Below are 14,145 nucleotides of genomic sequence, written 5' to 3' on the forward strand. Positions count from 1 at the left end.
TCTATACGATAATTGGGTCGTTAATAAAAGAGCTGATGTCTTCCAGGTACTCGCTGCCCGACGCAATCCCACAGGCCATGATGGAAGCAACAATGCCATCCACCCGTCCCGTGGCTTTATCTTTGGCCACTTTCCGGTTACCTGCAGGATCCTTCGTGACAACAGCATTGGCAGCGCACCAGGTCATGACCGGATTGCCGTCGTGCCGGATCTGGCGATCGAGCAGCAAGGCTTCGAACGTATCCAGAGCCGGGCTCATTTCCTTGAAGCCCTGACCGAATGGCTTCAACTCCGGAAGACTGATCCCTTCGTTTTCTGCCAGCATTTTCAAATCCTCGATCCGCCAGCGGTCATACGCCACACCCAGCAGATTCACATATTCTGAAATCTGCGTCAGGCGCTTCAACACGGCCAATTTGTTGATAGCGCGCCCGTCCTGTGTTTCCAGGTATTCCATATCGCGCCAATTCAAGTACGGCACCCGATCCTGATCTGCCTTCGTGTGCAGGTCATAACCCGGTAGCCAAAAGTACGGCTTCAGGCGCCAGTACGGATCGTCCTCGGTCGGCATAAACAGCAATGCCAGACAGGTCAAATCGGTCGTGGACGATAAATCAAGACCCCCATAACAATCCCGTCCGTAATACGGCTCCAGCCCAACGAGGCTGTCATCCTGACAATCCATCCAGGTCTCACCCGAGATCCAGGGAGACGCCGCTTCAGTCCAGATGCAGAAGTTGATTCGTTTCACGGCCGCTTGCTTGGAAGGCATGCCACGCGCCTGTGTGACCTGTTCCCGAAGGTATTTCACGCCGGGCAGCCCCGCATCCAGACTGGGGTTGGATTTCGGCCAGCATGATTCATCCCTGAACGGGTCATCACCTTCATCGTGACCGCAGATGAAGGCGAAGAACGAATCATCATCCTTAAGGCCCGAGCACACCTGTGAGCCGTATTGGTGATAGTCCCATCCCACACTTACCTTGTCGCTACCGCTGTTCGTGATCATGAAAATCAGCGCCTGTAGCCGGCTTTTGGTGCCGGCGCGAAGCATTTCCACAGCGGAAGCATCGCGGTGCTCATGAATCTCATCCAGCAGGCCGACGTGCGGGCGTTCTCCAGAACGCGCCTTGTCCGAACTCAACGTGCGAAAGTACGAACCGCTTTCAACATGAGCAAGGTTCCACTCCCGGCCCGGTGCGCCAGATGTTTCAATCCGATCTGTCAGCAGCGGCGATTGATTTACCATTGCCACCGCATCTCGAAACAGCACCATCGCCTGTTTGCGGTTCGCAGCAGCCGAGTAAATCTCTGCTCGCGGCTCACTATCGGAGGTCATGCAATACAAACCGACGCCCGCCGCCAGCGGGGATTTACCAGACCCCTTGCCGGTTTCGATGTACGCCACCCGGAACCGCCGATAGCCGTCCGACCCCTTCCATCCGAACAGACTGCCAAGTACAAATGCTTGCCAGCCGAGAACCTCGAATGGTTTACCCTCATATTGACCACCATTCAGGCAAAGAACCTCTTCGAAGTACCCTAGGACATGCGCCTGCGCCTCCAGGTCCCAGTACAAGCCGCGCGCAGGACCGTCTACCAAATCCTTCAAGTGTCTGCGACAGGCTGCCCGCACGTCCGGGCCGGCGACGATCTCCCCGGCTACGACCGCCTGCGCATACGCCGTGGCACGGTCAGAAGTATTTATTTGCGACTTGCTGCTGCTCATTTTCAAACAACTGGCCCTGCTGCTGCGACGCCTTTGGTTTTGAGCGCGCAGCGGGGTTCATGCCAAAGGAGTTCCCGGCAGAACGCATCATTTCGATGGCCTGTTTCTCCAAGGTTTTCCAGGCGCTGATCTGCTGAAAGCCATTCTTTGTGATGAGCACGTGGCCGGTGCTGTGCCGCGCTTCCTCTTCAACAATTTTCTGGCGGTAGCGAACCACGTCGCTATAGGCCTGGCAATACACCGCCAATTCGTCCCGATCCAGGCGCCCCAGCAATCCCAGGGAATGCAGGTCCCCGGAAATTTCTTCCCATCGTTGCCGGGCCACTTCGTCCAAATGACCCGGACATTGCGGCAGCGTTGCTACGTCGCTCCAGGGCACTTCGCCCGACAGGAGATCATTGAAATTTTTTTTCGAAGGGTTCCCACGCAACAGGTGGATAGCCGCCGGCACTGGCCGGCGACCAGATGATGAGTTTCCGGCCATTATTTTTCCTTAAAGTGTCTTATACCCCCCACCCCATATTTCCCGCTGATGCAAGAAGCGATGGGCGGCTGGTCTAGAAGCGGCAGGTCTTGAACTTTTGACCCACCCCTCCCCTCTATAAAATCGTGTCAATGAGAACGTTTCTCATTTGTTCTGTCGCGATTCCACATTCCAATGGTGTCGCGCATCAACCGGCACGCCCGTGAGGTCACATCCCCTCACGGTGCCAGTGCTTTCTTCCTGCTGTTTGATGGAGTTGTGGCATGTGTCGCAAAGTGACTGCCAGTTCGTTTTGTCCCAGAACAACGCCATGTCGCCTCGGTGCGGAATCTTGTGGTCGACGACTGTCGCCGGTGAGACCCTTCCAATCTGCTTGCAGTAGACACACAGTGGATGAAGTTTCAGATAACCCGCTCTGGCTTGCTGCCATTTGTATCCATAGCCGCGTTGCGTGCTGGACTTGTCTTCACGCCAGCTCATAGCATCGGGATATCGCGATCAGTTCCAAACGGCGAAGCGTCCAAGGAGAAGTCTTCTGGCAACTGCACCTCTGTGTCCTCGTCATCCAGCAGCATCGCCAGAATTAAATCCAGCTTCGCCTCAATGCGTTCAATAGGATCATTGCTGTCGATCATTTCGAACCCCCAATAAAATGGCCCGGATCACTCCAAATGATCCGGGCCTGTCCCTACTACACATCCAGTGCTGTCGCAACAACCGCCTGAACGTATCACATATTACCCATGTCGGTATAAGTTGCAAAATTGTTTTTAATCCAACACCACAATTTCTTTTCCAATCTCTCTCACCACAAACCGCCTGCCAGCAAGGTAATCATCAAGCCGTAGGTCAGCCTGGCACAGCCGACGATGAATTGTTGCTCGTGTGACTCGAAGGCGATGTGTCACCATCATCAGACCGCCTTCCCATGTGTACACCGCAACTACTGTTTTCTTTAATTCAGGCGGCAACGACGCGATCGCCAAGTCCATCTCCATGCAAGCCTGATCCTGATCTGCCGTGTAATCCACAAAAGCACGCGGCGTTTCGTTGCCTTCCGATTCGAAATCAATACCACGATAGCCAGAGCCGCCCACGCGCCATTCTGCCCATTCAATTAACCGACCATCAATGTAATTAATTCTCTGCATATTCCCCTCGCCTTACCAGATAATTTTCAAGACAACGTTGGACGTTTAAATAATTATTTAATATCAATAACTTATATATCACCCTAACCTACCTGACATGGATGTACATACGCGTGTGCGTGCGCACGGGCAGGCGGGCGCCCGCACGCGCCCACGCATGCACGTGATGGGGCTGGTTGGAAAGGTCGGACGGTAGGACAGGTCATTGATTTATATAGTGTTTTCATTGTCTAACCTCGTAATAGTGACTGGAAGGACGATCCGTTTAGTAGGCGCGTAAATATCCCTGACCAGCATGTAAAGCCAGTCAGGCGTGCAAGTGAATAGAGCGAGAATGAATGCTGGCGCTAAGTCATGGCACATGCCCTTTGTGGTTTATTGCCGCTTCCTGCGTGTCCGGCCGCTGATAGTAATAGCCTCTAGTGCCCGCAGAAGAGCGCTTTTTTCTCCAACCCAGCTTATGCATGATAGCGCCGACCTTCGTCTCAGACTGCCGTGTGGGATTGATCCTGGCCGCTTCAAAGCCCAGGCAATCCATCAGAATCTGACTTGTTGTAAACGTCCGGGTTGATTTATTAATCGGCGCGTCCAGCCAGTTCTGAATGATCTGCTGCCATGAATCGACAATCTCGCGCATCTCCTGCTCAGGCACAATCAGTGTTTCTTCTTCCTCTCTTGTCGGGTAGATTCGTTCGCCAGCTCGCACCTCATGCAAGGCTTGCGCGAAGAGCTGATCTCTTACGGTCCGCAGGCCGGCAAGGTCAATTCTGGAACAGCGCACAGACCAGAAGCGCCGGTTCCCCGTCGTGTCCTTATGGTATTCATAATTGTTCGTTGTGCCAGCAAACACCGTATGCCTGGGCTGATCGATCATGCGTTTCTCGTAAGGCAACCGGTACCGGTCAATCGGCTGCGTAATGAACGCCTTGATCCTTGTGGCCTCAGAGCGATTAAACGCATCGAGCTCAGCGATCTCGTAGAACCAAACCCCATTGATGGTCTGATAGACGTCCTTGCTATTAAGGTCCAACGGCGCGTCAGAGAAGAAGTCGCCACCCAGTGCGCGCAAAGCACTGGATTTCTGAATGCCCTGCAGGCCTTCGAGAATAAGCACATAGTCGGCCTTGCTACCCGGATTCATAGCGCGGCTGACCGCCTGTCGCAGCCACAGCGGCCCAATTAGGCGAACATAGTCACTATCAGGCACGCCGAGCAGATCGGTCAGCCAGACCGTGTTTCGATCAACATGATCCCATTTCAACGCGTTCAGATAGTCTTGCAGTGGATGAAATTTATTTCGGTGCGCAACCAGCTGCACGCCATGCCCAACATTGGCCAGAGATTTAAACACCATGGGTCCCTGACGCGCCAAGAAATCACTCAACTCCAAATCGTCGTTATCTGTCCACTCTCCGGGCTTGTCATTCCACGGCACTGGCTTAACGCGCATGACGCGTGCGGTGAACGCGTTGAAGGCCAGGCGACCCTTCAATTTAGGATGGTGCTCAAGACATGCAGCGACGTTTTCACGGCAATCTTCCAACTTCCCGCGATCATCCCGCAGCAGCCGATCATATAACGTCGTGGCGCCAGCCCGCGAAGGGGTCTCCTCCCCTTTCTCAGCTACCGCAGGAGCGGAATCTTTCGCGTCCGATACAGCAAAGGAGTCGGGTGAAACGATCCTGCCCCTCATCCAAGCCAGCAGCGCTGCCTGATCCATGCCTTGCGCAATGGCGTCGAAAATATCCCATCCGTCAGAAATAACGCCAGGTTTGTCGATTTGAATGATATTGACAGTGCATGAATGCGCTTGAAGGAGGGACGCGATCTTCAAAGCAGCCTTCAGTCCAGGTTGATCGTGATACTCCAGGTACGCCGTTTTAGCCTTGTTCATGATCGAATCGGTATCAGGCCAAATTAACACTTCCCGTTGGGCGAGAACTGACCAATCCGCTTTATGTACGGCATTGCTGCCGCCCGACCAGGTAATCACATCGTATAAATCCGCCAATGCAGTTCGGGCTGCATCCGCGCATTTCTCACCCTCCACGATCAATATCGGCTTTGCATCGCCCAGATACGCAAGGCCATACAGCGGACGTGGTTCAGAAAAATGCATCCACCGCCATTCGTACCGATCCCCTTTGGCATTGGTGTTCTTCGCATAGACCAGCGGCGCAATTTCTTTTCCGCCATCTGATGTTGTAAATCTGCACACATATCCGAGAATTCGGGCTTGCTGATCCTTATAAGTCCATAGCGCATCAGGCAGCCCTCGAAACGGATGCGCACGGGGCGGCGTGGAGGCACTGTCGGGCACTGGTAATACTGGCACCCAAGACGTTCGGGGCTTAGCGTCGGTCTTCGCGACCGAATTGGGCGTTCTCCGAGGAGCGTCATCGGGCTCAGGAGGTATCCCTAACCGCTCCGCAAGCTCGCGCAAGGCTTTGATCTTATCGCCTGGAGTATATTTTGCGGCATACAGATCAATCAGATCCGCCCCGCTCTCACCGGTTGCGAAATCGGACCAGACACCCTTTACAAGGTTTACGCTTAGCGATCCGCCGGGATCACCATCCAGATTTCCACACTTCCATTCAGGACCCGATCTGACGCCGCCGGGTAACCATTGGGGAACCAGGCGCTCCGCATCCGCTAAGGCAGCTTTAGCGACTTTTGAAAAAGAATATTTGACCATGTGAACCGTTTCAGAAGGGAAAGGACATTCGAACCGCTGGCGACAACGTCAGCCGCCGCACCGTTGCGTAAACAGCTACCGGCTTATTGACTCCTGGCAAGCGTTCGCGGCGCACCACCCTGATCAGCCCACGACTCTCTAAGCGGCTGCAGGTGTATTTGGCAGTATCAAGAGAGAGCAGAAGCAAGTCTGCAATTTGACGCACTGTGAGCATTCCCTTTTCGGATAAAAGCTCCAGCACTGATTCTGCAATGGGCCCCGCGGGGCGTCCAGGCAATTTCTCCTGCATTACTGACCTCCTGCGCAGGCCCCGGCCATGTTATTGCGCTCGCACCAGCAGTTGGCACCGATTTGCGCGCCGTATTTAAGCCAATTCAAATATCTGGGATCAACTAATACCATCCCGCAGGCCGATATCAGCTGGTTAATATCGCGCAACTGGATACCCTGTTGGCCGGACAGGACACGGGAACTACTGCTGCTAGGGTCTTTCCAGCCAACAGCAGAAGCGACTTCGTCACGCGTGGCGGGGTTGCCCAGGTGACTTCGAATTATTTGTTCAACCGATTTGGTTTGATACATGGGCTGAACTGGAGCATGTTGTAGGGACATATGCAACCTCATTCAAAATTCTCTGCGTGCGGTTGAACGTGCATCCGCGCAGAATGGAGTTAATGAAATTTCCTTGGAGTGAAAATGATGAAAACCCTTACTGCCGATAAGACAGAAGAGCTGATGGAGCTGGCCGCATGCATGGCACATGAGACCTTCGAAAAACCGGTACCGGAACACACGACCGGCATATACGAGCGCCTGGTGTTCGGGTACTGGCATGCAGAGTGCCCGAGTCGGGCCGCCACATTGCATTAGGGCGGCCGGTTTACCTATAGAATTGAAGATCCGACCCAACAACCCTTTCTTAAGGAAACCGACCATGGAAAATGGAAATTCGTTTGAAAAAATAGAAATACGGCTTAACGCGTTGCAGAAGGCGCTTGAAGTGACGATTGCAACAATTGAAAAAAATGAGACAGGTATCGGATTATTAGCCGCACTGAAGGCGAAAAAAGACGAACTCATCAATTTGGACGGCCCATATGATGAGGTTGGACATTGCTTTGATGTACTTTTCAAGAATGCCCAGGCATTAGCACAGGAAGATTGAACGCTCATCTGTTAACGAGCTCTTGAATTTTGGTATCCAACTGGCTGCACTCAACCGTCCGTCGGTTTATTCGGATCCGATGTTTTTCGATAGTTTCTTCAGCTCTATTCAACCGCACCACTGCCCGGCCTAACAGCCGGGCGCACACAAACAGGACCGAGCACATGATCAGGATCAGCAGGAACTGGACGGACAGGAGGATGTATATGAGGGACATGGGATTTCCTTAGGAGCGTTTATTTAGAAAATCGCTCAGCTTCGATAGTGTTGCAAGACCGGGATTCGGTATGTGTCCATTGGAGAATTTAGACAGCCAGGAATAGCTGACACCCGAATTCTTTGCAATATCCTGCCAATCGCCTTTCCGGGCAATTAACTGGTTCATTAACGAATGTCTGAAGTCTTGAATGTTCATAATCGAATAATAGCAAAACTTTGCTATTTAAACAAGCAACACTTTGCTAGAGTTATTCGGCATATTGGCGCCATGAATAAAAAACCGATCAACATCGTACTGGCTGAGAATTTGGCCCATTTCATGAGCCAAAGAAAATTAACCCAGAAAGGGTTGAGCGCATTATCGGACGTCGGTCAGACTACGATCAGCCTCTATTTGAATCCGGAACGGCGCCAAACCAGCAAATCAGGCAAAATGCCTTCCGCCAAATTAAGCGAAGTCGAAAGCTTAGCGCTCGCCTTGGAAGTGGATGTATGGGAATTGCTCCGGCCATTCACAGAGCAGGAACGGATCGCTTACAAGCATCTCGAAGCTGCATACAAAGCTATGTCTGATGGAAAACAGGAGGCCGACGATACAAAAAGCGGTAGCGAGGCAGCGTAAGAAAGGAAGGCACGTAGGGAATGTTATTTTTGATGTTTTCCCAAATTTTTGAGAACAAGTAACAGACTATGTAATATGTCTTCACTTATAACCAAGGGGTTTGACGATGAATGGCGCAGCTTTTAAAACGATAACGGCAGCGGCGTGCATATTCACAGCGCAATGGTCCTATGCCAGCGACATCCAATTAAAGGAGTTAACTAACGCAGCACAGCATTGGATATTTCTGACCGAGGCATGTCGTTTCACATATCCGGAACTGAACAAGCCAACCATATACCGCAAGATGGCATTGGATATTGTGCGAATTACAGGAAAACCCTATGCAAACGCTCAAGATTTAGCAGATAAGCAATTTGCATTTTACGAGGAAACATTACACGCTTTGGATCAAGAAAGATTACAAAAAATAAGACAAATTGACGATGGCTCCCAGGGGCATTTTATTTATTGCGAAACATCGGCCTTTGAAACCCAACAAAATTTCAGAAGCAAACTACGCAGCGCCTTTGAAAAGTAGAAGAATTGGTCTCCTCACCCGCCGCTAACGCGGTTTTTTTTGGTCACTTCCTAAAACTAGCAAAGTTTTGCTTGATTGACTAGCAATACTTTGCTATATTGTGAGCCATGCATTCGAAATACAGAATGCACTGTTCTTTAAAAACTGATTGAAATTAAGGTTTGGACGAATTTTTCGCTGATTTTTGTTGCGCCTTATCGGCAATTTTCTTCTGCCTGAGCAATTGCCTGATTTGAATTTCACATTCTGGATATTCGCCGATGATGTGCGCAAAGATCTTTTCCGCGCGCGTTAGGCGGCGTTCTTCGACAAGTAGATGGTCGCTTTTATAACCTAACATGGACAGCGAGTTAAGCCGAGCGCAGTGGGCGAGCAGTTGAATTTCATCGGTATCTTGATGCGTTATTTTTCTGTACTCAGTCCAGATTTCCTCATCGGACAGTTCGCTAAATCGGTCATAGATATTCTTGTAGGCTTGAAATTGAAACTTTGCAAACGATGCCTTCTGGCCAGGAGCGTAAACAAACTGATATGCGGTGAGAATCGCCATAATCAAGCCTATCGCGATCGACCAAATATTAAGCTGCGCAATGACTGCGCTGGAGAATAAGAGCAAAACAAAAGCAAATATTTTGTCTACTCTTCCATATAGTTTGTAGAGCGCCTTTTCGTAGCACATTGAATAAGCCAATGTAAATTTTTCTGTAGAAACGGCATCGTTTTGCATAGTATTTCCTTATTTATTCCCTCCTTTGTTCGGAGGAGGTGGAGGGGCTGGCATTTTCGGCGCGTGGTCTTTCTGCGAATAATTGGGTGGTGCTGGCTGCTTGATCGAATGGTTCGGTACCACGTTACCGCTGCTTTTGTTTTCGTTGCTCATATCTCACCTATTTTGTGATGGGTTGGTTTGGAAACTTGATCCTATCACGGAACGCGTCACCTGCGTAGTGGTGAGAAACCCGGGGCTGACCGGGACCTTCAAGAATCTTAATTTCAGTCAGTTTTTAAAGTCCGCCGAACAATTCCGGAAGGATGACTGACGAATGAATGCAATCCACTCCCTCGCTTTTTATCTGGCCGCCGGTATATTCACCTGGGCCTTCGTTGAAATTTCAGATCGAAGAAAGCTGAATAAGCCAGGACTCTCCTACAGCGAGTACCTGCGCCTGCAGGAAGAACGCATCCCCGTCTGGGGTTGGATCGGCGGCCTGGTCTTTTTCCTGATCCTGTTCGTCCTGGTCCCCTTCGTGGGGTTTGCGGCAGATCTGACATGAAACCCAGCATCGCTGACCTTCAAGAGGCCGCCCGTCGATCCAGATTGACGATCCCCCTTGAGGTCGCGATGCAATCCCCTGCCCTTGCCTATTGCTTAAACAAAACGGCGCTGATCATTGCGAAGCGCCGAACATCCACCCCGCCTAAGCCCGATTTCAAGAGACTGGCCGCCGGCGACATTGACTGAGAGAACCATGGAAACCATCCAAATCGAAGAAGTTCAGAACACCGACGTCCCTGCTACCCCTGGTATAGCTTTCGCCGGCGGGTTCTATTTCGGCCAAATCAACATCAACGGCGTCGCCCACGCACTGGTTGTATCTCCCAAAGAGGCCGGCGAGTTCGAAGGCGTCTGGGGCGAGTATGGCCAGGCGGTTGACGCTCGCAGTATGGTCGACGGCTTAACAAACACACTGGCCATGGCCGCAGCTGAATCAGAACTTGCTCAGCAGGCATTGGCTCTGACCATCAACGACAAATCAGACTGGTATATCCCTGCACGCGACGAGCTGGAGGTGCTGTATCGCAACCTGAAACCAACCGCCCGGCTCAATGGTTGCTGGTGGCGTGATGGCGAGAACATGAATGCCGTGCCGCCCACAGCTGCGTACACCAAAGACAATCCAGCCCAGACCGCCGCAACAGCCTTCCAAGATGACGGCGAGCAAGCAATGGCTGACGATTGCTATTGGACTTCGACGCAGGTCAGCGCCGACAGCGCTGCTATTCAGCTTTTCTACGATGGGTATCAGGGCTACTACGGCAAGGGTATTGAGTTCCGAGTCCGCGTTGTCCGCAGATTAAAAATTTTGTAATTCAGTCATTTCCAGCATCCAGTCCATAAAGGAATTCCAAACATGGCCCAAACCCCATTTGACGAAACCCTGCGCAAGATCCGTCGCGGCGTCCTGATCAACGAACTCACAGAGCAGCTGCAGGACATTGTGAAAGCGGTTGAAGACACCGGCAAAAGCGGCGAAATCGTCATCAAGCTGACCATAAAGAAATTTTCGCGCATGAATGCCATCGACATTACCGACAAGGTGACGGTCAAGGTGCCGCAGGATCAGCCAGAGTCCACGATGTTGTTTGCTACGGCAGAGGGCAACCTCGTCACCGAGGATCCGCGCCAACAGAAATTGCCACTGAGCGCGGTCAGTATTCCCGGCTCAGCGGATGTCATCGCCCTCAAAAAATAAGGAGCTTACCTTGAATCCAACCACAGATACACCCAACCTGGCCGAAACAGTCGCGCGTTTGACGCCAAAGCCTTTCACCCTCGTCACCGGGCAGCGTGGAACGCTGTTTGCCGTCCCGGATGGATATTCCATCGACACCGATGCGAAACTGGAAAAGCTCGAACCCGCACCGTACCGCAAAACCGGTTGTTTAAAGTTTTCGACGGCAGAATCATTTGCCGAATATGTCAACGCGCATAAAACGCCGGAGACGCGACTGTATGCAATGGTTAATCACGAAAGCACAACATGTCCGCTGCGTATTGTTGCCATTTTCAACGAACACCAGCCCATCGCCCAGAGCACCGATAGCATTGCTGGCTGGCGTGACTTCCGAGCCGAATTCATTCCCGCTTCATCCTATGAGTGGCGTACCTGGAATAAAAAGAACAAAGAGGGATTCAGTCAATTTGACTTTGCTGTCTTTCTTGAGGACAACAATAAAGACATCCATAAACCCGACGATGCAGCGAGCTGGCCATCCGGGATTGACATGCTGTCCATGGCTCGGGAGCTGGAAATCAACTCTGACAAAAGCTTCAAGTCGGCGGTTCGTACGCAATCGGGCGGCATGGCCCTCACCTTCGTCGATAACGACGATGCGGCCACAGCAGAGCGCATGGATGCCTTCAATAAGTTTGCCATTGGCATTCCCGTTTTCTGGCAGGACCAAGGCTATGTGATCACTGCCCGCCTACGCTACCGTCAGAAAGCAGGCGCACTAATGTTTTTCTACGAACTGGTCCGCCCTGATCTGACTGTGGATGATGCTGTCACCAAACTGCTTGCCAAAGTGGAAGAACAGGTATCCATAAAAACGCTGTTCGTCCAGAACGGGACCGAGGTTTAAGGATCGGCCATGAGAAAACGGTGCCCACGCAAACCTCGTGCAATCAGGATACCCGTTACGGGCTTGCGCGGCACCGTGGCCCTTGATGCGCGCCTTGCCTATGAAGTGATCAAGGCCACGCCCGATATCTACGCTTTCAATCGCTTGGTGGACTCTTTCAACATGATGTCCGTCGCCATGCTCAATGACAAGCGCTTCGAACTCGAACTGAACATCTATGGCGGCGCAACCCGCGCCCTGGACGAAGCCCGGACGTTGATCGCTGCCGGCGTCCAACTGCCCGCGCGGCTCCTGGAACCTATCCGCATTGGCGTGAATGTGATTGACGAAGTGTTGCCCCGCCTGGACCTGGCTTATCTCGCCAATTCTGAATTGACTGCGGTCAATACAGTTAAAGACATGATGAGGAACTGAAATGGATAACCCAGCAAATCTGATCCCGCGCCACGGGCTCGGTCTGAGCCAAGCAGAGGATGCCATGAAGGAAGATGCCGATCTGATTCCCCAAAAACGTATCACCGGTGACCTGGCGTACGGGGTTCCGATGTTGAAAATCGGTGACCTCTCACAATCTATTCCAGAAACGCAAGTAGGAGCACTGACTAACAAACGCTCTTTGCGATTAATCCTTGATCAAAAATCGGACGGCACCTTCGCATACAAGGTCCAAGACAATCATACGTGGCTGGTGCTCTATGGCGGAGAGAGGAATCAAGAGCACCTAGTTTGGTTGGCAATCCCGCCCGGAGATCGTGGGTTTATCGACCAAGTTCATTTGTACAGCGAGGGAAAACTGAAATGAAAATTGCCCTGTACACCCTGCTGGCTTTCGCAGCATGCATTCTTTTAGCGCTTTGGAGCCGGCAGGCGGTGCTCTATCTTGCCGCCGTCGTGGCATTTGTCGCATTAATAATGTACGGGTTGAGCGGCCGCGAATATGAGGGGTACCTATGATTCCCGTCCAAACAATCGAGCAGTTGGTGCTCAGTCATATTCGCCACCAATTGCCGCGCCATGAGCTTGACACGCAGATCAAAGACCGCAAGCGCCTCAATCACCTTCTGGACGATATTGGTCACGATTGCGGCGTCGTTATCTATGGCCCTATTAATACAGGCGAGGACATAGTGCGGTTCATCCGGGAGCGTCGGAGATGAATAACTACGCGCCTTTGCTCTGGTTAGCATGCGTGCTGGCATCTGCCGCACTCATTCCTCTATTCGAGCTAATTGCTCGTTTCTGCGCCGACCGGCTGTCGGCATTTCCATGTAGGAGATTCTATGTGCGACGGAGCGGATTGCCCCGAGAACGACATGTTCATGCCAAAACGTAAACGGTAATTGAACACAACGCCTGCATAGCTGGGATATAAGCATCACCCAGGCTCAGGACCCGCGCTGGCCGGTTGCCAGCACCTTGATTGCAGTCGCTTTTCGCCCGGCGTTATTCACCGGGTAACGTTAAAAGTAAGTCCGGCTTTTCCACAGTGCAACGAATTAAAACGGAAGGCGACTGCAATGAAGGTCAGTAGCAACTTTTTCCCCTGCAGCAACGAACATTGAGAGAACCATGGAAACCATTCAAATCGAAGAAGTACGCAAAGCAGAAGTCCCTGCTACCCCTGGCACAGCTTTCGCCGGCGGGTTCTATTTCGGCCAGATCAATATTGACGGCCAGCTGTATGCGCTGGTCGTCGCCCCGAAAGAGTCAGGCCAGTTTATCGGCAAATGGAGCGAGCATTACGACAAAATTGAAAGCGCAAATAGCGTGTCCGATGGCTTCAAGAACACCCTGGCCATGGCGGACGCCGGATCAGACATTGCAAAGCGTGCACTGGGCTTAACAATCAACGGGCAAGTGCCCTGGTACATCCCCGCTCGTGACGAGCTGGAGCAAGTCTACCGTCACCTGAAGCCCACCACCCGGGAGAACTATTGCTCATGGCGCGATGGCGAGAACGCGAATGCCGTGCCGGCAACCGATGTCTACAGGGAAGATCTGCCCGAACAGACTGCTGCGACTGAGTTCCAAGAAGAAGGAGCCGAAGCCATGGACGCTGGCTGGCATTGGTCATCCACGCAGGTCAGCGCCACCGGCGCTGCTATTCAGTTTTTCAACGATGGGAGTCAGAACGGCAACGGCAAGGATATTGAGTTCCGAGTCCGCGTTGTCCGCAGATTAAAAATTTTGTAAT

22 protein-coding genes are annotated in these 14,145 nt (G+C 52.0%); 14 read left to right on the forward strand and 8 right to left on the reverse strand.

Annotated elements, in window-relative coordinates:
• Nucleotide 1: 1 nt before the first annotated feature.
• From W822_RS42720 to W822_RS42740, 7 genes are all read right to left on the reverse strand, one after another.
• Nucleotides 2–1,729, reverse strand: coding sequence for a terminase large subunit (locus W822_RS42720; protein ID WP_024006936.1), 1,728 nt, complete (start codon nt 1,727–1,729; stop codon nt 2–4).
• Nucleotides 1,695–2,213 (reverse strand): P27 family phage terminase small subunit, encoded by a 519-nt coding sequence (locus W822_RS42725; protein WP_024006937.1) that lies wholly within the window; start codon nt 2,211–2,213, stop codon nt 1,695–1,697. The genes W822_RS42720 and W822_RS42725 overlap by 35 nt, the downstream gene beginning before the upstream one ends.
• Nucleotides 2,214–2,357: 144 nt before the next feature.
• The gene (locus W822_RS42730) at nt 2,358–2,693 is read right to left on the reverse strand and encodes an HNH endonuclease (protein WP_024006938.1); all 336 of its coding nucleotides are present in this window, start codon (nt 2,691–2,693) and stop codon (nt 2,358–2,360) included.
• Nucleotides 2,690–2,848, reverse strand: coding sequence for a hypothetical protein (locus tag W822_RS46440; protein WP_024006939.1), 159 nt, complete (start codon nt 2,846–2,848; stop codon nt 2,690–2,692). The genes W822_RS42730 and W822_RS46440 overlap by 4 nt, the downstream gene beginning before the upstream one ends.
• 135 nt (nt 2,849–2,983) lie before the next feature.
• On the reverse strand, nt 2,984–3,364 hold the full coding sequence (locus W822_RS42735) for a hypothetical protein (protein WP_024006940.1): 381 nt from the start codon (nt 3,362–3,364) through the stop codon (nt 2,984–2,986).
• 352 nt (nt 3,365–3,716) lie between these two features.
• On the reverse strand, nt 3,717–6,062 hold the full coding sequence (locus W822_RS46005; protein ID WP_024006941.1) for a VapE domain-containing protein: 2,346 nt from the start codon (nt 6,060–6,062) through the stop codon (nt 3,717–3,719).
• 10 nt (nt 6,063–6,072) lie between these two features.
• Nucleotides 6,073–6,351 (reverse strand): winged helix-turn-helix transcriptional regulator, encoded by a 279-nt coding sequence (locus tag W822_RS42740; RefSeq protein ID WP_024006942.1) that lies wholly within the window; start codon nt 6,349–6,351, stop codon nt 6,073–6,075.
• A 407-nt stretch (nt 6,352–6,758) separates the two neighbouring features.
• Here W822_RS42740 and W822_RS46445 point away from each other — a divergent pair, with 407 nt between their 5' ends.
• The 4 genes from W822_RS46445 (at nt 6,759) to W822_RS42765 (ending at nt 8,588) form a co-directional block, all read left to right on the forward strand.
• Nucleotides 6,759–6,932: a hypothetical protein gene (locus W822_RS46445; RefSeq protein ID WP_024006944.1), complete on the forward strand. Its 174-nt coding sequence runs from the start codon at nt 6,759–6,761 to the stop codon at nt 6,930–6,932.
• Nucleotides 6,933–6,996: 64 nt separating this feature from the next.
• Complete coding sequence (locus W822_RS42750; protein WP_024006945.1) at nt 6,997–7,227, forward strand: hypothetical protein; 231 nt, start codon at nt 6,997–6,999, stop codon at nt 7,225–7,227.
• 391 nt (nt 7,228–7,618) lie between these two features.
• Entirely contained in the window at nt 7,619–8,068 is a 450-nt protein-coding gene (locus W822_RS42760; RefSeq protein WP_172642826.1) for a helix-turn-helix domain-containing protein, read from the forward strand.
• Nucleotides 8,069–8,174: 106 nt separating this feature from the next.
• Entirely contained in the window at nt 8,175–8,588 is a 414-nt protein-coding gene (locus W822_RS42765; RefSeq protein ID WP_024006948.1) for a hypothetical protein, read from the forward strand.
• A 154-nt stretch (nt 8,589–8,742) separates the two neighbouring features.
• On the opposite strand, the gene W822_RS42770 is transcribed toward W822_RS42765, so the two are convergent.
• Nucleotides 8,743–9,315: a hypothetical protein gene (locus tag W822_RS42770; RefSeq protein WP_024006949.1), complete on the reverse strand. Its 573-nt coding sequence runs from the start codon at nt 9,313–9,315 to the stop codon at nt 8,743–8,745.
• A gap of 316 nt (nt 9,316–9,631) precedes the next feature.
• Here W822_RS42770 and W822_RS42775 point away from each other — a divergent pair, with 316 nt between their 5' ends.
• The 10 genes from W822_RS42775 (at nt 9,632) to W822_RS42815 (ending at nt 14,144) form a co-directional block, all read left to right on the forward strand.
• Complete coding sequence (locus W822_RS42775) at nt 9,632–9,862, forward strand: hypothetical protein (RefSeq protein ID WP_024006950.1); 231 nt, start codon at nt 9,632–9,634, stop codon at nt 9,860–9,862.
• Complete coding sequence (locus W822_RS42780; RefSeq protein WP_024006951.1) at nt 9,859–10,050, forward strand: hypothetical protein; 192 nt, start codon at nt 9,859–9,861, stop codon at nt 10,048–10,050. Before W822_RS42775 ends, W822_RS42780 begins: the two co-directional genes overlap by 4 nt.
• Nucleotides 10,051–10,057: 7 nt before the next feature.
• Nucleotides 10,058–10,678, forward strand: a complete 621-nt coding sequence (locus W822_RS42785; protein WP_024006952.1) for an Lcl domain-containing protein — start codon at nt 10,058–10,060, stop codon at nt 10,676–10,678.
• 42 nt (nt 10,679–10,720) lie between these two features.
• Nucleotides 10,721–11,062, forward strand: a complete 342-nt coding sequence (locus tag W822_RS42790) for a hypothetical protein (protein ID WP_024006953.1) — start codon at nt 10,721–10,723, stop codon at nt 11,060–11,062.
• A 10-nt stretch (nt 11,063–11,072) separates the two neighbouring features.
• Nucleotides 11,073–11,951, forward strand: a complete 879-nt coding sequence (locus tag W822_RS42795) for a DUF2303 family protein (protein WP_024006954.1) — start codon at nt 11,073–11,075, stop codon at nt 11,949–11,951.
• A gap of 9 nt (nt 11,952–11,960) precedes the next feature.
• Entirely contained in the window at nt 11,961–12,365 is a 405-nt protein-coding gene (locus W822_RS42800) for a hypothetical protein (RefSeq protein ID WP_155848208.1), read from the forward strand.
• Nucleotide 12,366: 1 nt separating this feature from the next.
• Complete coding sequence (locus tag W822_RS42805; RefSeq protein ID WP_024006956.1) at nt 12,367–12,753, forward strand: hypothetical protein; 387 nt, start codon at nt 12,367–12,369, stop codon at nt 12,751–12,753.
• Nucleotides 12,750–12,905: a hypothetical protein gene (locus tag W822_RS46455; protein ID WP_024006957.1), complete on the forward strand. Its 156-nt coding sequence runs from the start codon at nt 12,750–12,752 to the stop codon at nt 12,903–12,905. Before W822_RS42805 ends, W822_RS46455 begins: the two co-directional genes overlap by 4 nt.
• Nucleotides 12,902–13,108 carry a hypothetical protein gene (locus tag W822_RS42810; protein WP_024006958.1) on the forward strand — a complete coding sequence of 69 codons (207 nt, stop codon included), beginning with the start codon at nt 12,902–12,904 and terminating at the stop codon, nt 13,106–13,108. The genes W822_RS46455 and W822_RS42810 overlap by 4 nt, the downstream gene beginning before the upstream one ends.
• A gap of 412 nt (nt 13,109–13,520) precedes the next feature.
• The gene (locus W822_RS42815; protein WP_024006959.1) at nt 13,521–14,144 is read left to right on the forward strand and encodes a hypothetical protein; all 624 of its coding nucleotides are present in this window, start codon (nt 13,521–13,523) and stop codon (nt 14,142–14,144) included.
• Nucleotide 14,145: the final 1 nt, after the last annotated feature.

Source organism: Advenella kashmirensis W13003, from assembly GCF_000506985.1.
Classification (GTDB): Bacteria; Pseudomonadota; Gammaproteobacteria; order Burkholderiales; family Burkholderiaceae_B; genus Advenella; species Advenella kashmirensis_A.

What these genes read in the sequence shown, in the direction of transcription:
- W822_RS42720 (WP_024006936.1), bottom strand. Translation starts at nt 1,729, where the DNA reads ATGAGCAGCAGCAAGTCGCAAATAAATACTTCTGACCGTGCCACGGCG.
- W822_RS42725 (WP_024006937.1), bottom strand. Translation starts at nt 2,213, where the DNA reads ATGGCCGGAAACTCATCATCTGGTCGCCGGCCAGTGCCGGCGGCTATC.
- W822_RS42730 (WP_024006938.1), bottom strand. Translation starts at nt 2,693, where the DNA reads ATGAGCTGGCGTGAAGACAAGTCCAGCACGCAACGCGGCTATGGATAC.
- W822_RS46440 (WP_024006939.1), bottom strand. Translation starts at nt 2,848, where the DNA reads ATGATCGACAGCAATGATCCTATTGAACGCATTGAGGCGAAGCTGGAT.
- W822_RS42735 (WP_024006940.1), bottom strand. Translation starts at nt 3,364, where the DNA reads ATGCAGAGAATTAATTACATTGATGGTCGGTTAATTGAATGGGCAGAA.
- W822_RS46005 (WP_024006941.1), bottom strand. Translation starts at nt 6,062, where the DNA reads ATGGTCAAATATTCTTTTTCAAAAGTCGCTAAAGCTGCCTTAGCGGAT.
- W822_RS42740 (WP_024006942.1), bottom strand. Translation starts at nt 6,351, where the DNA reads ATGCAGGAGAAATTGCCTGGACGCCCCGCGGGGCCCATTGCAGAATCA.
- W822_RS46445 (WP_024006944.1), top strand. Translation starts at nt 6,759, where the DNA reads ATGATGAAAACCCTTACTGCCGATAAGACAGAAGAGCTGATGGAGCTG.
- W822_RS42750 (WP_024006945.1), top strand. Translation starts at nt 6,997, where the DNA reads ATGGAAAATGGAAATTCGTTTGAAAAAATAGAAATACGGCTTAACGCG.
- W822_RS42760 (WP_172642826.1), top strand. Translation starts at nt 7,619, where the DNA reads ATGTCTGAAGTCTTGAATGTTCATAATCGAATAATAGCAAAACTTTGC.
- W822_RS42765 (WP_024006948.1), top strand. Translation starts at nt 8,175, where the DNA reads ATGAATGGCGCAGCTTTTAAAACGATAACGGCAGCGGCGTGCATATTC.
- W822_RS42770 (WP_024006949.1), bottom strand. Translation starts at nt 9,315, where the DNA reads ATGCAAAACGATGCCGTTTCTACAGAAAAATTTACATTGGCTTATTCA.
- W822_RS42775 (WP_024006950.1), top strand. Translation starts at nt 9,632, where the DNA reads ATGAATGCAATCCACTCCCTCGCTTTTTATCTGGCCGCCGGTATATTC.
- W822_RS42780 (WP_024006951.1), top strand. Translation starts at nt 9,859, where the DNA reads ATGAAACCCAGCATCGCTGACCTTCAAGAGGCCGCCCGTCGATCCAGA.
- W822_RS42785 (WP_024006952.1), top strand. Translation starts at nt 10,058, where the DNA reads ATGGAAACCATCCAAATCGAAGAAGTTCAGAACACCGACGTCCCTGCT.
- W822_RS42790 (WP_024006953.1), top strand. Translation starts at nt 10,721, where the DNA reads ATGGCCCAAACCCCATTTGACGAAACCCTGCGCAAGATCCGTCGCGGC.
- W822_RS42800 (WP_155848208.1), top strand. Translation starts at nt 11,961, where the DNA reads ATGAGAAAACGGTGCCCACGCAAACCTCGTGCAATCAGGATACCCGTT.
- W822_RS42805 (WP_024006956.1), top strand. Translation starts at nt 12,367, where the DNA reads ATGGATAACCCAGCAAATCTGATCCCGCGCCACGGGCTCGGTCTGAGC.
- W822_RS46455 (WP_024006957.1), top strand. Translation starts at nt 12,750, where the DNA reads ATGAAAATTGCCCTGTACACCCTGCTGGCTTTCGCAGCATGCATTCTT.
- W822_RS42810 (WP_024006958.1), top strand. Translation starts at nt 12,902, where the DNA reads ATGATTCCCGTCCAAACAATCGAGCAGTTGGTGCTCAGTCATATTCGC.
- W822_RS42815 (WP_024006959.1), top strand. Translation starts at nt 13,521, where the DNA reads ATGGAAACCATTCAAATCGAAGAAGTACGCAAAGCAGAAGTCCCTGCT.